13 protein-coding genes are annotated in these 17,438 nt (G+C 65.4%); 11 read left to right on the forward strand and 2 right to left on the reverse strand.

Features of this window, described 5'->3' with window-relative positions; all coding sequences use genetic code 11:
- Positions 1-108: 108 nt before the first annotated feature.
- From CIT40_RS06225 to CIT40_RS06265, 9 genes are all read left to right on the forward strand, one after another.
- Positions 109-1,359: an MFS transporter gene (locus CIT40_RS06225; protein WP_162307371.1), complete on the forward strand. Its 1,251-nt coding sequence runs from the start codon at positions 109-111 to the stop codon at positions 1,357-1,359.
- Positions 1,360-1,585: 226 nt separating this feature from the next.
- Positions 1,586-2,416 (forward strand): outer membrane protein, encoded by an 831-nt coding sequence (locus tag CIT40_RS06230; protein ID WP_094895064.1) that lies wholly within the window; start codon positions 1,586-1,588, stop codon positions 2,414-2,416.
- 168 nt (positions 2,417-2,584) lie between these two features.
- The gene (locus CIT40_RS06235) at positions 2,585-3,346 is read left to right on the forward strand and encodes an outer membrane protein (RefSeq protein WP_193550907.1); all 762 of its coding nucleotides are present in this window, start codon (positions 2,585-2,587) and stop codon (positions 3,344-3,346) included.
- A gap of 74 nt (positions 3,347-3,420) precedes the next feature.
- A complete protein-coding gene (locus tag CIT40_RS06240; protein ID WP_094895065.1) occupies positions 3,421-4,011 on the forward strand; it encodes a glutathione S-transferase family protein in 591 nt (196 codons plus the stop codon).
- A gap of 17 nt (positions 4,012-4,028) precedes the next feature.
- On the forward strand, positions 4,029-4,493 hold the full coding sequence (locus CIT40_RS06245) for a GNAT family N-acetyltransferase (RefSeq protein WP_094895066.1): 465 nt from the start codon (positions 4,029-4,031) through the stop codon (positions 4,491-4,493).
- A gap of 172 nt (positions 4,494-4,665) precedes the next feature.
- Positions 4,666-4,857, forward strand: coding sequence for a hypothetical protein (locus tag CIT40_RS06250; protein WP_244611917.1), 192 nt, complete (start codon positions 4,666-4,668; stop codon positions 4,855-4,857).
- A gap of 80 nt (positions 4,858-4,937) precedes the next feature.
- Positions 4,938-6,110: a phosphoserine transaminase gene (locus CIT40_RS06255; RefSeq protein WP_094895068.1), complete on the forward strand. Its 1,173-nt coding sequence runs from the start codon at positions 4,938-4,940 to the stop codon at positions 6,108-6,110.
- A gap of 124 nt (positions 6,111-6,234) precedes the next feature.
- Positions 6,235-7,824, forward strand: a complete 1,590-nt coding sequence (gene serA / locus CIT40_RS06260) for a phosphoglycerate dehydrogenase (protein WP_094895069.1) — start codon at positions 6,235-6,237, stop codon at positions 7,822-7,824.
- Positions 7,825-8,132: 308 nt separating this feature from the next.
- Positions 8,133-9,305 carry a thiolase family protein gene (locus CIT40_RS06265; RefSeq protein ID WP_094895070.1) on the forward strand — a complete coding sequence of 391 codons (1,173 nt, stop codon included), beginning with the start codon at positions 8,133-8,135 and terminating at the stop codon, positions 9,303-9,305.
- A gap of 46 nt (positions 9,306-9,351) precedes the next feature.
- Here the strand turns inward: CIT40_RS06265 and CIT40_RS06270 are convergent, their stop codons facing one another.
- A complete protein-coding gene (locus CIT40_RS06270; protein WP_244611918.1) occupies positions 9,352-10,395 on the reverse strand; it encodes an AI-2E family transporter in 1,044 nt (347 codons plus the stop codon).
- A gap of 369 nt (positions 10,396-10,764) precedes the next feature.
- On the opposite strand from CIT40_RS06270, the gene CIT40_RS06275 reads away from it, so the two are divergent.
- Positions 10,765-12,738 carry a methyl-accepting chemotaxis protein gene (locus CIT40_RS06275; protein WP_094895072.1) on the forward strand — a complete coding sequence of 658 codons (1,974 nt, stop codon included), beginning with the start codon at positions 10,765-10,767 and terminating at the stop codon, positions 12,736-12,738.
- 111 nt (positions 12,739-12,849) lie between these two features.
- Here CIT40_RS06275 and CIT40_RS06280 read toward each other — a convergent pair whose 3' ends face one another.
- Positions 12,850-16,272, reverse strand: a complete 3,423-nt coding sequence (locus tag CIT40_RS06280) for a PAS domain-containing sensor histidine kinase (protein WP_094895073.1) — start codon at positions 16,270-16,272, stop codon at positions 12,850-12,852.
- A 661-nt stretch (positions 16,273-16,933) separates the two neighbouring features.
- On the opposite strand from CIT40_RS06280, the gene CIT40_RS06285 reads away from it, so the two are divergent.
- On the forward strand, positions 16,934-17,368 hold the full coding sequence (locus tag CIT40_RS06285) for a phasin (RefSeq protein WP_094895074.1): 435 nt from the start codon (positions 16,934-16,936) through the stop codon (positions 17,366-17,368).
- Positions 17,369-17,438 lie beyond the last annotated feature (70 nt).

The following is a 17,438-nucleotide window of genomic DNA, read 5'->3' on the forward strand; positions in this document are numbered from 1 at the left end:
AGCGACGAGAGCACTCTCGCATCGCAGCCATCGACGATTGGCGGTGGTTCGACCGCTGCTCGCATCGTAATTAGGCAAGCGGCAATCTGCCGCGCCGGGATCGCTGCATTGAACAAGCCTGTCGTCGTCTCAGAGGAAACGCTGACCGAGCCCGTCGTCGTCAGCGACGTCGCCCCCGCCGCCGCCAAGGCAGCGGGGCCCGCCTATGTCGTTCTCGCCGGCATCAGCTTCTCGCACTTCCTCAACGACACCATGCAATCGCTGATCGCCTCGGTGTATCCGATCCTGAAGGACACCTACGCGCTCGACTTCGCGCAGATCGGCATGATCACGCTGGCCTTCCAGTTCACGGCCTCGCTGCTGCAGCCGGTGGTCGGGCACTACACCGACAAGAAGGCCCAGCCTTATTCGCTGGCGATCGGCATGGCCTCGACCTTCTTCGGCCTCTTGCTGCTGAGTGCCGCGCACCAATATCTCGTCATTCTCGTGGCCGCCGCGCTGGTCGGCCTCGGCTCGGCGGTGTTTCACCCGGAGTCCGCGCGCATCGCTCGGCTTGCCTCCGGCGGGCGCTACGGTTTTGCGCAATCGGTGTTTCAGCTCGGCGGCAGTTTCGGCACCTCGATGGGGCCGGTGCTGGCAGCGTTGATCGTGGTGCCGTTCGGGCAGGGCAGCATCGCCTGGTTCTCCTCGATCGCTTTCCTCGCGATCCTCATCCTCTGGCGCATCGGCCGCTGGTATGCGCCGCAGATCAAGGCGAAGACGGCGGCGGCGGTGCAGGCCCATCCCGACGCGCCGGGCTCGCGCCGCGTTGTCGTTGCGCTGCTCGTGCTGGTGGCGCTGCTGTTCTCGAAACAGCTCTACGTCTCGAGCCTGTCGAGCTACTACATCTTCTACCTGATCGACCGGTTCGGCGTATCGACGCAAGCCGCGCAGATGTACCTCTTCATCTTCCTCGCGGCGAACGCGGTCGGTGCGTTTCTCGGCGGTCCGCTTGGCGACCGCTTTGGCCGCAAGATCGTGATCTGGATCTCGATCCTCGGCGCGCTGCCGTTCACGCTGGCGCTGCCCTATGCCGGGCTCGTCGGCAGCGCGGTGCTCTCGGTCGTCATCGGTCTGATCATCTCTTCGACGACGTCGTCGATCATCGTGTTCGCGCAGGAGCTGGTGCCGCACAGATTCGGCATGATCTCCGGCGTGTTCTTCGGCGTTGCGTTCGGCATCGGTGGCCTGGGCGCCGCCGTGCTCGGCAAGGTCGCCGACCACACCTCGATCGAGTTCGTCTACCAGGTCTGCGCCTATTTGCCGGCGATCGGCCTGCTTGCGGTGTTCCTGCCCAAGCTGCCGCGGCACGCGCGTTAACGAAATCTCTCTCGCTGCACTGCGGCTTTACGCATCGTTAGCAGTTGCGGCGCGAAGCGCTGCATTTTTGCAACGCTTCCCGTCCATGCGCGCGAGCCGTCAGGAAAAATCAACCTTAAAAATTAGGGTTAAGTGGCGCTTAAACATTTGCTGGCATCGTCCGCTTCGTGAGTTTCCAGAACGTGAGGCCTGTGTATTTGCCTCACCGGCCAAAAGGACGAAGCCAATGCGTAGCGTTAAGTCTCTCCTTGCCGCGGGTGCGGCAACCCTGATCTCGTCGATGGCGTTCGCCGCCGACATGCCGATCGCGGCGCCCCCTCCCATGTACGCGCCGCCGGCTCCGCCCGCCGATTTCGGCGGCTGGTATCTGCGCGGCGACGTCGGCATGACCAACCAGAGCGCGAAGCGCATCGAGAGCGCCTTGCCGGCCGGGTATTCGAAGACGACCGAGGGCCTCGGCTTCGACTCGGCGGGGCTGTTCGATCTCGGCGTCGGCTATCGCTTCAACAACTGGTTCCGCGCGGACGTGATCGGCCAGTATCGCGGCAAGTCGAATCTGCACGGCAGCGACAATGTCGTCGGCCCCGGCTTCGTCGGCGTCAACAACTACACCGGCAGCAAGTCCGAATGGGTCGTGATGGCCAACGCCTACGTCGACCTCGGCACCTGGTGGTGCATCACCCCGTTCATCGGTGCCGGTGTCGGCGGCTCCTACAACAAGATCAGCGGCTTCCGCGACGACGGCGTGTCGTACAGCCCCGGTCTGAACAACAGCGTCGCCTACTTCGCCGACAACGGGAAGTGGAACCTGGCCTGGGCCGCCCACGCCGGTCTCGCCTACAGGGTCAATCCCGGGTTCACCGTCGAACTGGCCTACAGCTACATGAATCTCGGCGACGGCGCGCCCGGCAACTACCGCCTGTTCGACAACAGCGCTTCGGGCCCCACCTCGATCAAGGTCAGGGACATCACCTCGCACGACGTCAAGATCGGCGTGCGCTGGGATCTCAACAGCCCGCCGGCCTACATGCCGCCGCCGCTCGTCACCAAGGGCTGATCGGCAGACTGATCGGTTAGGACTTCTTAACGGCGCGGGATCATCCCGCGCCGTTTTGCTGTGCGTATTTTTCATGGCGAGCAGCGATGAAGGTGCCCGGCGCAACCATTGGTTAAGGTTAACGAGCCATGATCAAGGGTGAAAGTTCGAGTTCGATGGAGCGTTGCGATGCGTGGGCTTTTGTTGGCGGCGGCGATGTTGGGGACGGTGTCTGCCGCGCATGCGGCCGATATGCCTGATCTTCCGATCCTGCGCGGCAGCTTCACCGACGGGCTCAGCAACTCCAGCGTCAACTGGCAGGGCTACTATGTCGGCGGCCAGGGCGAGTACGGCGCGATCACGTCGAAGGTCGCTCCCGGCATCAACAGCGACATCCAGTCGACCTTCGTTTCGCCGGGGCCGGCCTACAACTGGCAACCGCTCGCGTTCGCCCACAGCAACAGCGCCGGCTATGGTGCGTTTGCCGGCTATAACGGGCAGTGGGACGATGTCGTGCTCGGTATCGAGGCGAACTACATTCACGGTGGCTTCAAGTCGACGTCCAACTCGGTCGGACAGACGTTCAACAACTTCAATGTGCTCGTGGCCACCACCGCGACATCCGCGGTCGTCGGCGTGTCCGATTTCGGATCGCTGCGCGCGCGGGCCGGCTATGCCTGGGGATGCTTCCTGCCCTACGCCTTCATCGGCGGCGGGGTTGGCAGCCAGACCGTCGAACGCTACGCTTCGGCGTCTCCCTCGCCGGTGCTGCCGGCGACCACGTTCGCGAGCAAGAGCAAGCTGGTCTATGGATACTCCGCCGGCCTCGGCGTCGACGTCATGGTGGTCGGCGGCCTGTTCCTCCGTGCCGAATACGAATACCAACGGGTGACGTCGGACATCGAGTCGAACGTCAATTCCGTCCGCGCCGGGCTCGGCTACAAGTTCTGACCGGCGCGCATGGCGCCGATTGACAGCGCCCGCGGGCCCTGATGCTCTGTTGCTCCAGAAGCGGGGCGGCAGTGATGAAGATCTACGGCGACAGCAATTCCGGCAATTGCCTGAAGGTGAAATGGGTCTGCGACAAGCTCGCATTGCCCTACCAGTGGATCGAGGTCGACACCCGCAAGGGCGAGACGCGCACGCCGCAATTCCTTCAGATGAACGGCGCCGGCCAGGTGCCCGCCGTCGCATTCGACGATGGCCGCACGCTGGCGCAGTCCAATGCCATCATCCGCTATCTCGCCCGCGACAGCGCGCTCGTTCCGCGCGACGCCTTTACGGCGGCCAAGATGGACGAATGGCTGTTCTGGGAACAGTACAGCCACGAGCCCTATATCGCGGTCTGCCGCTTCCTTCTCGTTTATCTCGGCAAGGACGCTTCCGAGCTCGACCCCGAAAAGGTCAAGCGGGGCTATGCGGCGCTCGACCGCATGGAGCAGCATCTTTCGGCCGGCCGCTTCTTTGCGGGTGACGAGGTTTCGCTCGCGGACGTCTCGCTGCTGGCCTATACCCGCGTGGCGCATGAAGGCGGCTTCGATCTCGGCCGTTATGCCGCCCTCCGCCGCTGGATCGGCGAGGTCGAAGCGTTTCTCGGCCTCCCGCCGGCGCGCTGAGGTTGGAGTTGTCTGACATGAACGCCGAATCCGTCTCCATTCGCCGCGCGCGCCGCGACGATGTTCCAGCAATCGTGGCGATGCTCGCCGACGATCATCTCGGCCGCGCGCGCGAGCGCGTCGAGGATCCGTTGCCTGCCGCCTATTACGATGCCTTCGCCCGGGTCGAGCGCGATCCGAATCTCGCGCTCGTGGTTGCCGAGAGCGAGGGCAGGGTGGTCGGTTGCCTGCAGCTCGCGATCCTGCCTGGCATCAGCTCGCAAGGCGGTGTGCGCGGCCTGCTCGAAGACGTTCGCGTGGCCACCGATTGCCGCAGTCGCGGCATCGGCGAGCGGTTGGTGCAATGGGCGATGGCGGAAGCGAAGGCGCGCGGCTGCAATCTGGTCGAATTGCTGACGCATGCGAGCCGCGTCGATGCGCAGCGCTTCTACAAGCGGCTCGGATTCGCTGCAAGCCACGTCGGCATGACTGTCCGCTTTTGAAGCAGTTCCTCGCGTGCGTTGCTTGAACAGCGAATTCGGATCGCGCATGCGTTCATATTAAGAGCTGATAAACTACCCAGCCGTCGTTCACGTTGAACCGGGAACGAAGGGTGTTAGGCAGCGTCTGACACCGGGCTCGGTCGGTTCGGGGATTGCGATGACAAGCTATTCAATGATCAAGGTCGGCAACGACTACGTCGTGCAGGCCAATGACAAGTGTATTTTGAAGGTCGGCAGCCGCCGCCGGGCCGCGCAATTGATCAGCGAGGCCACGGACTTGCTGAATGCGCTCGCGGTCGTCGAATCCCCCGATATCGCACCGGCAGCACCATCACGCCGCCGTGAGACGCCGGAACTTCCTTGACGACTCTACCCGTTTCCCGTATCAGCCGCGGCGGGACACCTCCCCCCAACGGGAGGCTGACTATCTGGAAGGGTAGATTGATGACTGTAGCGAAGCCCGCTTCGCGGCCGAACGTGCCGCATTTCTCCTCCGGCCCCTGCGCCAAGCGCCCCGGCTGGAACGCCCAAAATCTCAAGGACGCAGCCCTCGGCCGCTCGCATCGCGCGAAGGTCGGCAAGACCAAGCTCAAGCTCGCGATCGATCTGACGCGCGAAGTGCTCGAGGTGCCCGCCGATTACCGCATCGGCATCGTGCCGGCCTCCGACACCGGCGCGGTCGAGATGGCGCTGTGGTCGCTGCTCGGTGCGCGGCCCGTCACCACGCTCGCCTGGGAATCCTTCGGCGAAGGTTGGGTCAGCGACATCGTCAAGGAATTGAAGCTCAAGGACGTCACCAAGCTGAATGCAGCTTATGGTGAGATCCCCGACCTCTCCAAGGTCGATCCCAACAGCGACGTCGTCTTCACCTGGAACGGCACCACCTCCGGCGTGCGCGTGCCCAACGCCGACTGGATCAGCGCGACCCGCGAAGGCCTGACCATCTGCGACGCCACCTCGGCCGCGTTCGCGCAGCCGCTCGACTGGGCCAAGCTCGACGTCGTCACCTTCTCCTGGCAGAAGGCGCTCGGCGGCGAAGCCGCGCACGGCATGCTGATCCTCAGCCCCCGCGCAGTGGAACGGCTCGAGACCTACAAGCCGGCATGGCCGCTGCCAAAAATCTTCCGCATGACCAAGGGCGGCAAGATCAACGAGGGTATCTTCGTCGGCGAGACCATCAACACGCCGTCAATGCTCTGCGTCGAGGACTATCTCGACGCCCTGAACTGGGCCAAGTCGATCGGCGGCCTGAAGGCGCTGATCGCACGTGCCGATGCCAACACCAAGGTGCTCGCCGACTGGAAGGCGAAGACACCGTGGATCGACTTCCTGGCCAAGGAGGCCGCGATCCGCTCCAACACCTCGGTGTGCCTCAAGTTCACCGATCCCGCGATCACCTCGCTCTCGGACGACGCACAGGCGGAGTTCTCGAAGAAGCTCGTGGCGCTGATCGAGAAGGAAGGCGCCGGTTACGACTTCGCATACTATCGCGATGCGCCGGCCGGCCTGCGGATCTGGTGCGGCGCCACGGTCGAGGCCAAGGACGTCGAACTGCTGACGCAGTGGATTGACTGGGCCTTTGCCGAGACCAAGGCCACGCTCGCCAAGGCGGCTTAACGCGTTTCACCTCGTTTCGTCATGGCCGGGCTTGACCCGGCCATCCATCGCTCAAGAGATGGATCCGCGGGTCAGGCCCGCGGATGACGTTCCGTAACTGCAGCTCGCACCACGGATCATTCCCATGACCAAACCCAAAGTTCTCATCTCCGACGCGCTCTCGCCCGCTGCCGTGCAGATATTCAAAGACCGCGGCGTCGAGGTCGACTTCCAGCCCAACCTCGGCAAGGACAAGGACAAGCTCGCCGAGATCATCGGCAATTACGACGGCCTCGCGATCCGTTCCGCGACCAAGGCAACCGCAAAGATCCTCGACAAGGCGACCAATCTCAAGGTGATCGGCCGCGCCGGCATCGGCGTCGACAATGTCGAGATCCCCGCTGCCACGGCCAAGGGCATCATCGTGATGAACACGCCGTTCGGCAATTCGATCACGACCGCCGAGCACGCCATCACCCTGATGCTGGCGCTCGCGCGCGAGATCCCGCAGGCGGACGCCTCGACCCAGGCCGGCAAGTGGGAGAAGAACCGCTTCATGGGCGTCGAGATCACCGGCAAGGTGCTCGGCGTGGTCGGCTGCGGCAATATCGGCTCGATCGTCGCCGACCGCGCGCTCGGCCTGCGCATGAAGGTGATCGCGTTCGATCCGTTCCTGTCGCCGGAGCGTGCCAGGGACATCGGCGTCGAGAAGGTGGAGCTCGACGATCTGCTCAAGCGCGCCGACTTCATCACGCTGCACACGCCGCTGACGGAGAAGACGAAGAACATCATCGACGCGGTTGCAATCGCCAAGATGAAGAAGGGCGTGCGCCTGATCAACTGCGCCCGCGGCGGCCTCGTCGACGAGCAGGCGGTGGTCGATGCGCTCAATTCCAAGCACATCGCCGGCGCCGCCTTCGACGTCTTCGTCGAGGAGCCCGCCACCAAGAACGTGCTGTTCGGCCATCCTAACGTGATCTGCACGCCGCATCTCGGCGCCTCCACCACCGAAGCGCAGGAGAACGTCGCGCTCCAGGTCGCCGAGCAGATGTCCGACTACCTGCTGTCGGGCGCGATCTCGAACGCGGTCAACTTCCCCTCGATCACGGCCGAGGAAGCGCCGAAGCTGAAGCCGTTCATCTCGCTCGCCGAGAAGCTCGGCTCGTTCGCGGGACAGCTCACCGAGAGCGGCATCCTCAAGGTCGAGATCACCTATGAGGGCCATGTCGCCGAGATGAAGATCAAGGCGATCACCTCCGCCGTGCTGTCGGGCCTGCTGCGGCCGATGCTGGGTGAGATCAACGTGGTCTCTGCGCCTGTCATCGCCAAGGAGCGCGGCATGGTGGTGGACGAGATCGTCCGCGCCGCCCAGAGCGACTACGAGAGCCTGATCACGGTCACCGTCACCACCGAGCGGCAGGAGCGGTCGGTCTCGGGCACCGTCTATGCCGACGGCAAGCCGCGGCTCGTCGACATCAAGGGCATCCGTGTCGACGCCGAATTCGGCAAGTCGATGATCTACATCACCAACGAGGACAAGCCGGGCTTCATCGGCAAGTTCGCGAGCCTCTTGGGCGATGCCAAGCTCAACATCGCCACCTTCCATCTCGGCCGCGTCGCGCCCGGCAGCGATGCCATTGCCCTCGTCGAGGTCGACGGCGCGGTGCCGGCCGATCTGCTCGCCAAGGTCCAGGCGCTGCCGCAGGTCAAGCAGGTCAAGGCGCTGACGTTCTAGTCGAGCTTTCCCCGTCGTCATGGCCGGGCTTGTCCCGGCCATCCACGCCTTGCCGCACGGCACGAAGAACGTGGATGCCCGGGACAAGCCCGGGCATGATGAGCGGTGCGCGCGCTCCGTAATGACGGTCATCATATCATAAATTCCGACCTGCGGAACAACGCCGCCCCCGGCTTACGAGTGCGGCGCTTTGTTGATGTACCGCCGCGCTTTATTTCTCCCCCGCTCGCCAATCTTTGTGTACCAATGGCGCCCAGAACGCCTCGTATCCACGCTCCGTTCAAAATCGTTCGACAAGGGAGAAACACATGCGTGAAGCCGTCATCGTTTCCTATGCGCGCACGGGCCTCGCAAAATCCGGCCGCGGCGGGTTCAACATCACGCCGCCGATGTCGCTTGCGGCCCACGCCATCCAGCACGCGGTGAAGCGCGCCGGCGTCGAGAAGGACTATGTCGAGGACTGCTATCTCGGCAATTGCGCGCATGGCGCGCCGAACATCGGCCGCCAGGCCGCGCTACTCGCCGGCCTGCCGAAGACCACCGCCGGCGTCTCGGTGAACCGCTTCTGCTCCTCGGGGCTTCAAACCATCGCGATGGCCGCCAACTCGATCCGTTCCGACGGCGCCGACTGCATCGTCGCCGGCGGCGTCGAGAGCATCTCGATGCCGGGCGGCGGCACGCCGAAGGAATCGATCGATCCTGAATTGCTCAAGGTCGCGCCCGACATCTTCATGGCGATGATCGACACCGCCGACATCGTCGCCGAGCGCTACAAGCTCAGCCGTGAATATCAGGACGAGTATTCGCTGGAGTCGCAGCGTCGTATGGCGGCCGCGCAGCAGGCTGGCAAGTTCAAGGACGAGATCGTCCCGATGAAGACCCGGATGAAGGTCGTCGACAAGGCGACCAAGGCCGAGAGCATCGTCGACTACGTCGTCGATCGCGACGAGTGCAACCGGCCCGAGACCACGCTGGAGGGGCTCGCCAAGCTCGAGCCGGTGAAGGGCCCGGGCAAGTTCGTCACTGCCGGCAACGCCAGCCAGCTGTCGGACGGCGCGGCGGCCGTGGTGCTGATGGAAGCCAAGGACGCCGAGAAGCGCGGCCTCAAGCCGCTCGGCCGCTTTGTCGCTTGGGCGACCGCGGGCTGCGAGCCCGACGAGATGGGCATCGGCCCGATCTTCGCGGTGCCGAAGCTGTTGAAGCGTCATGGCCTGAAGATCGACGACATCGATCTCTGGGAGCTCAACGAAGCTTTCGCCAGCCAGTGCCTCTACTCGCGCGACAAACTCGGCATCGATCCTGCCAAGTACAACGTCAATGGCGGCTCGATCGCGATCGGACATCCCTTCGGCATGACGGGTGCACGCTGCACAGGCCATCTGCTGCAGGAAGGCGCGCGCCGCAAGGCGAAGTGGGGCGTGGTGACGATGTGCATCGGCGGCGGCCAGGGTGGCGCCGGCCTGTTCGAGATCTACAGCTAAGTCGACGAATTGATCCGGCGCGGCGCATGGATGCGCTCGCGCCGGATCAAGCCGCGGTATCGCGGACGGTCGGGCGGAAGATCCACTCACGCCAGACCACCATCAACGCCGCCATGATCACCGGGCCGAGGAACAGACCCAGCAGGCCGAACGCCGCAAGGCCGCCGAAGATTCCGACGAACGCGAGCAGAAACGGAAGCCGCGCGGAGTCGCCCACCAGGGTCGGCCAAACGAAATGATCCCCGGCGAACATCACGATCGCACCCCAGAAGAAGACACCGGCGGCCGCAAATCCGCTGCCGCCACCGGAAACCAGGATCAGCGCCGCAGCGCTGAAAGCGGCCCAGGCGCCGAACGGCAGCATCGCCAATGCCGTGGTGAGAATCGTGAATACGATGGCGTTGGGCACGCCCGCAATGAGATATCCGACGCCGATCAGCAGGCCTTCGCCGACGGCGACCAGCACCGTGCCGTTCACGGTGCCGCGCGTGGCATCGACCATCTTCTCCATCAAGCCCTCGCCGGCCTCTCCGAACAGCTTGTCGCATGTCTCGAGAATGCGGTTGGCGAGCAGGCGCCCGTTGCGGAGCAGGACGAACAGGGCGAGCAGCGAGAAGAGCAACAGGAACAGGCGGTGCAGCAATTGGGCGCCGAACGTCCGCAGCAGGTTCGACGCATCGTCCATGTTTACGCTCTTGAGCCAGGCCGCAGCGGCCTTCGGATCCGATAAATTGTCGCGCCACCATTGCTGCACGCCCTCGGCGGCGATCGGCAGGCGGGCGAGCCAATCGGGCACGTCGATCCCGCTCTCGCCGGCTTTCTTCATCCAGCCGACCAGCACGTCGCCCTGCTCGGCGATCTGATAGACCGCGAGTGCCATCGGCGTGAACAGAACGAGCGCCACGATGAGGGTGAACACCAGAGCCGCCGCCGCAGAAGGGCCGGACGTCATGCGCTTTGCGAATTTGGTGTAGAGCGGCCACAAGGTAATTGCCAGGATTGCCGACCATATCAGCGCCGGCAGAAAGCCGGCTGCCGTCCACAAGCCCAGCGCAGCCAGGGCGAGTGCAAGCGCGATGCGGGCATTCATCCGCGCGCTCGCACCCGAAGGAAGCGGCTTTCGGTCGGCGGTGCTCTCCTTCCGCGTGGGCGCAGGCGGCTTGGAGGCCACGGATTTCGCTCGGCCGGACATCGGATCAGGAGCTTTTGGCTGGCTGGGTCATCGCGGAAGGACAGGGCGCTGTAAGGCGGCGGGACGCAAGTGTGCTTCAAAGCCGCGGCGCGCCATTGGTTCCTATCGGGAAAAATTGGCAACGTATGTAACGCCGTGTGCATTCAAACGTGCATATGGCGAGCATAATGACAAATACACGTATTCATACGTGCCGGGAAATTAACGGAAGTTTTTGCCGCATTATCGCTTCATCAACCGTATCTGCCACCATCGGGGATTCGTCAGATGCGGCTTCTCTCCCTGCGTCTCACGCACAAGATCACGGCAATCGGCGTCGTCGGCGTCATTGGGGTCGTCCTGATCGGCGGCATCCACCTCTATGGCGAGAATGCGATGACGGTCTATCGCAACGCTGCCGAGAATGCGCGCGCAATCCAGGAGCTGAATAGCAGGATCGCCGTCGAGCTGCTCGAGGCGCGCCGCGCCGAGAAGGACTTCCTCCTGCGCAGCGATCCAACCAAGGCGCAGCGCCAGGCCGAGATCAGCAGACAGGTTTCCCTCGATATCGAAAAGCTCCGCGCCGGGATTGCAGCCCTCGGCAAGCCCGAGCTGGTCGCGAGGATCGACGCGATGACCGCATCGCTGAACACCTATCAGGCCCGTTTCGCCGCGGTGGTCGAGCAGAGACAGCGGCTCGGGCTCGACGAAAAGTCCGGTCTCGAAGGCCGCTTGCGGGCCTCGGTCCACGGCATCGAAACCAGGGTCGATGAGCTCCGGAATCCGTCGCTCAAGGTGACCATGCTGATGATGCGCCGGCACGAGAAGGACTTCATGCTGCGTCGCGACGCCAAATACGGCGACGACATCAGGAAGCGTGCGGCCGAGTTCGTGACCGGCCTCGACGACCCCTCCATTCCCGGCGCTGCGAAGGCCGAGTTGCGCCAGAAGCTCGCCGACTACCAGCGTGACTTCTCCGCCTGGATGGAAACCGCACTCGCTCTGGCGAGCGAACTGAAGGCGATGTCGGAGGCCTTCTCCGCGGTCGAGCCCGTCATCGAGCAGGTCTCGAAATCGGTCGACCAGATCCGCGCCGAAGCCGACCGGTTGAACGATGCCCAGCGCGACGGCATCCAATGGTGGATCGGCGTCGCGATCGCGCTGATCGCATCCGGCGTGCTCGGCCTCGGCATCTTTATCGGCCGCTCGGTCTCCAAGCCGCTGACGGCGATGCGGGCGGCGATGATCGAGCTCGCCAACGGCAATTTCGCCATCGTTCTGCCCGGACTCGGTCGTCCCGACGAGATCGGCGAGATCGCGCAGGCCGTCGAGACGTTCAAGGTCAATGCCGAGCGCAAGGCGCAGGAAGAGGCGGAAGAGAAGATGAGGCAGGACAAGCTCGCCGCCGAACGCCGCCGTGCCGACATGATCAGGATGGCCGACGATTTCGAAGGCGCGATCGGCGAGATCGTCGAGACCGTGTCGTCGGCCGCCAACGAGCTCGAGGCATCGGCGACCTCGCTGACCACCACAGCCAGCCGCTCGACCGAGCTCGCCATGCTGGTCGAGGCGGCCTCGGAAGAGGCCGCGACCAACGTGCAGTCGGTGGCCTCAGCCGCGGAGGAGCTGACCGCCTCCGTCCACGAGATCAGCCGCCAGGTGCAGGCCTCCGCGCGCATCGCCGGCGAGGCCGTCAGCCAGGCCGGGCAGACCAACGACCGGGTCGGCGAATTGTCGAGGGCGGCCGCGCGCATCGGCGACGTGGTCGAACTCATCAGCGCCATCGCGGGCCAGACCAATTTGCTGGCGCTCAATGCCACCATCGAGGCCGCGCGTGCCGGCGAAGCCGGGCGCGGCTTTGCCGTGGTGGCCTCGGAAGTGAAGGCGCTGGCCGAGCAGACCGCGAAGGCCACCGGCGACATCGGTCAGCAGATTTCCAGCATCCAGGTCGCGACGGAGGATTCGGTCGGCGCCATCAAGACCATCGGCGGCACCATCGAGCGGCTGTCCGAGATCTCCTCCACCATCGCCGCCGCCGTGGAAGAGCAGGGCGCCGCGACGGGCGAGATCTCGCGCAACGTCCAGAATGCGGCCGCCGGCACCACCCAGGTCAGCGCCAACATCAGCAGCGTCAGGCAGGGCGCGACCGAGACCGGTTCTGCCTCCTCCCAGGTGCTCTCCGCGGCGCAGTCGCTGTCGAACGACAGCAGCCGGCTGAAGATCGAGGTGAGCAGGTTCCTGGAGACCGTGCGCGCGGCGTGAGGTCGCCGCAAGAGACAACATCTGCGTAGCCCGCATGAGCGGAGCGATATGCGGGACCTGCCCGGTTATCGCTTCGCTCACCCGGGCTACAAGGCTTGTCCGCCGCGCCGTCTATGCTCCCGCCACCACCGGCGCGAACACCACTTCGATCAGCGTACCGTGGCCTGCGCTCTTGATGTTGAACTGGGCGCGATTGGCTTCGACCAGGGCCTTGGTCAGCGACAGGCTCAGCGCGGAATTGTCCGCGGCGTCGCCGGGCGGCGGGGTGCGGAACGGCTCCATCGCGGCGGCGACTTCGCGCTCGCTGAGGCCATGGCCGGTGTCGCGGATGCGAAGCGCGATCTCGCCGCGGTCGGATAGCGCGGTGGAGACGATGACCTGGCCGCCGGCGCTGGCGAGCCGGATCGAGTTCGAGATCAGGTTCATGGTGATCTGCCGCAGCGCGCGTGCATCCGCCGTCACCTGCGGCAGCGCGTGGGCGAGCGAGGTGCGGATGATGATGCGTTCGCGATTGGCCTGCGGCTGCATCACGGTGACACAGGCCTCGACGAGGTCGTTGAGGTTCAAACTCGCAAAATTCAGGTCGAGCTTGCCGGTTTCGATTCGCGACAGCTCCAGCAGATCGTCGATGATCGCGATGACGCGCTCGCCGGAGGCGCGGATGTCCTTCATGTATTCGCCGTAGCGATCATTGCCGAGCGTGCCGAAGCGCTCCGAGATCATCACCTCGGCAAAGCCGATGATGGCGTTGAGCGGCGTGCGGATCTCGTGGCTGATCCGCGCCAGCATGTCGGCCTTGGCGTTGGCCGCGTTGTGGACGAGGTGGCGGGCCTGCGTCAGCTCGCTCTCGTCCTTCTTCGCGTGGGAGAGATCGCGGAACACGGCGAAGAAGTTCGGACCATCGGGCCGCGTGCGGCCCATGATCATCGCGAGCGGCAGCACGCCGCCGTTCTTCTCGCGTCCCAGCACCTCGCGGCCGTGGTCGAGCAGGCTCGCGATATCCTGGCTCTTCACGCTTTCGAGATAGTCGGCGACGATCTGCTGGCTCTCGGGCGCGAACAGCGTCACCAGATTCTGCTGCAGCAACGCTTCGCCGTCATAGCCGAACAGCGCCTCGGCGCTGCGGTTGCAGGCGTGGATGTTGCCTTCGGCATCGAACATGACGATGCCCTCGGCCGTGGTGTCGAGGATCGCGGCGAGATCCTCGGCGTCGGCGTCGCCGGCTGCGGAGTCCAGCTCGGGCGCGTCGGGGAAGGATTCGGCGACGAGAGATTCGGCAACGATCGTCCCGGCGATGACAGGCGCCGCCTGCGGCAGCGCGCAGATCAACGCATGCGCGCTCTCGCCGTCCCAGTCGATCGTGTGCAGATGCGCTTCCGTGGTCGCAAGCGGCTGCTCGCCGTTCGCGAGCGTCGCGCTGATCGTGACCGGCGTGCCGGCTTGCGAGGTGCTGCTGGCCGAGGACACGCCGGGCTCGACATAGAGCGCATCGAGCCCGCCGGCGTCCTCCAGCGCAGCGATGCCGGCATAGCCCATGCGCGCGAGAAACGCCGGGTTGGCGTAGAGCAGGCGGTCGAGCCGGTAGATCAGGATGCCCGTCGGCAACAGGTCGAGCAGAGCGCGGTCGCGCGCGCTGGCGCCGCGTGGCGGTGGCGCGGGCTCGGTCAGCCATTCGGCCGGCGCGTGTGGCGGCTCGGGCTCCGGCGCCGGCGGCTCGGTGGTCATCTCCACCACGGGCTCGGCGCTTTCAGCCGCGATCGTCTCGCGCTCGCGTTCGAGCCGCTCGGACAATTGCCGGGCGAGCTCGTTGAACGCGCTGTTCTCGACCGGCGTCAGCGTCGGCGATCTCTGATCACTGGGTGATCTGACATCGCCGTGCGGGCGGAACGGCACGACATTCTGAGGGGTTTCGACTGGCGTTTCCACGTGTCTGTCCGGATCGGTTGGGTGTGAATTCGCGTCGCTGGTGGGTTCAAGCAGTTGGGGTTCGGATGTCGGCTCGGGCTCGGGTGGCTCGATCGGCGGAGGCGGCACCTCCGCGACCGGTTCGGCCAGCGGGCCGTGCTGCGCCGGCGGCGCGGCCACCAGCTCAAAGCGTCTCAGCGCTTCCAGTCGGTTGAGGCCGTCGAGATCGCGGCAGACGCCAAAGCCCTTGAAGCCGGCGAAATTGCGCGAGGAATCGTAGACCGGCAGGCCGGCGAGCTCGACCGGCAGAGCTGCGCCGCCGTCGGCCGGCCAGTTCACGGTGATCCCGGCCCAGGTGTCGTGGCTTGCAAGCGCCTGCGCGACGCGCCCCTCCGGATCGAGTGAAAATTGCTCGGCGATGTCGCGCCAGGGGCGGCCGAAGCCTGAGGCGGTGCCCGCGCCAATCAGGTGGATGAATTCGTCCGAGAGAAGCACAAAGCGGCCCTCTGCATCCATCTGCCAGAGGAAGCGCAGCGGATGCTGACGCGGCGCGGGCGGCTCGTGGCCCGACGATTCCCGGCCCGACGGCGGCTCGACCATGCCCGATGTGATCGGCGCATCCTGCGGCGACACCATGGCTTGATGCGGGTTTTCAACCGGAGTCTCTGGCGCGACGTCGGCGCTCTGCGCGGCCGCGTCCGGCTCCGGCACAGTCTCTTCGACCAGATCCGCGGCGACTTGCTCGCTCGTTGCGATCTCCGCTGCCGCCTCGTCAGGCGGCGGCGCGGGCGCGGTTGTTTCGCCCGGCTCGGCGAAGGCGTCGAACAGGGCGATGCCCGCCTGCGCATCCTGCTGCGCATCTTGCGATGGCGGCGTCTCGCCTGGCATCTGCTCAGGCTGCGGCGCGGATTCAACCGGCGCTTCGTTTGCTGCGACCTCGGGCGTGCTCTCGGGCGCGGCCGCTTCCGGCGCAGCCTGCGCGGCAGGCTCGATCAGCGCGACCAGCCCGACATCGGCGCCGCGGCCGACCCGCTGCAGCACCATCTGGCCGATGCCGATCGGCGTCTCGGCGCGGCCGTCGCGAAGCGCATCGCTGCGCGCCTGTTCGAGCCCGGCCTCGCCGAGATCGCGGAAGCCGAGCAGGGCGCGGGCGGCTGCACTGGCGCCGACGAACAGTCCGTCGGGCGCGAACGCCGCCATCGGCGTCGTCGCAGCCTCGACCAGGCGATGCAGCCGCTCGACCAGCGGCATGGTGCGCAAGCTCGGGTCCATCGCGGTGACGAGCACGGCCTGTCCACCATCGGCAAAGTCGAGCCGGGCGCAGGCGCAGGTCATCAGCGTGCCGAGCTTTGCGCCGAAGCCGCGCAGCCGTTCGAGCCGCACGGTGCCGTTGGCCGGCAGCTGCAGGGCGAGCCGGGCGATCTGGCGGCGATGGGGGTCTGCGGGGCCGAAAATCTTGTCCGTGAGCGCTGCATCATGCGCCGTGCCGAACAGTCTTGCGCCGACCGGATTGGCCCACAGCACGCGCGCCCCGTCGATCGACCACAGCCAGGTCGCGAGCGGCGAGGTCGCATGCACGGCCAGCCGGGGATCGCCCACACCTCGCAACTGGAAATCCGAACTCGTCATCCGACCGGCTGTGTCTCGCGCTGGAAGCTGCGGCTGCCGGGAATGACAGCCTTAAGAAAGGGTTAGTATCGCCCGCGCCCGCGCGCAGGTCCACGGCCGGGTCCCCCGCCGGTACCCCAAAGCCGCGATAACCTTAATCGAGCCAACCCCGCAAGCCGCCGCCCGGTTCATCCAAGGGATTCGAAGCCTATCCGCGGCGACTCCTGACCCTCCCCTGGAGGGGGAGGGTCGGCTCGCAGCGCGCTAGCGATGTGAGCCGGGGTGGGGTGATCTCTCCCCTCGGACAGTGTGCGAGGTGGAGAGACCGTCACCCCACCTCGGTTCGCATTGCGGGTTGCTTCATGCGAACCGATCCTCCCCCTCCAGGGGAGGATGGGCACCATTGACGCCGCCCGACTTCCGCCCCCGCAACCCCCGGTTCCCCCATACCGGAACCTCACCCTCACCGAGATTAAATTTCGCAGCGCACCCTCCCGGCGCGTTGCGCTGCACAATGTTGACATGATAGGCAGCCATAATACTGGGCACTGGACGAGCCATCTCGTTTGTTCGCGTTTCCAGTCTTCGTTCCCGCCAGTTTCAAAGCTGAGACAAGGCCCCGGTAGGCCGGCGGGCGCGCCAGAAGGCTCACTCCATTTTTCAATTAGCGTGAGGGACAACCATGACAGGTGCGACTGATCCGTTTTCTGCCTCGATCATCCCGTTCGAGGTTCCCGAGCAGATGCGTGCGTTCGCCGAGAAGGGCGTGTCGCAGGCCCGCGAGAACTACGCCAAGTTCAAGGACGCCGCCGAGAGCCATAACGGCACCGTCGAGGCCGTGTTCTCCTCCGCCCACAAGGGCGCGAGCGAATACGCCGCCAAGGTGATGGAGTTCATGAAGGCGAACACCACCGCCCAGCTCGAGTTCACCCAGCAGCTGTTCAGCGTGAAGTCGCCGCAGGACGCGTTCGCGCTGTGGACCGGCCATTCCAAGACGCAGCTCGAGACCTTCCAGGCCCAGGCCAAGGAGCTCGCCGAGATCGCCCAGCGCGCAGCCACCGCCGCCGCCGAGCCGATCAAGGCCAGCGCCTCGAAGTACATGCCGCCCGCCGCCTGAGCGCTGAGGCAGGTTTGAATTGAGAGAAACCCGGGCCGAAACGCCCGGGTTTTTCTTGGCCGTTCGCGCT

Source organism: Bradyrhizobium amphicarpaeae, assembly GCF_002266435.3.
Classification (GTDB): Bacteria; Pseudomonadota; Alphaproteobacteria; order Rhizobiales; family Xanthobacteraceae; genus Bradyrhizobium; species Bradyrhizobium amphicarpaeae.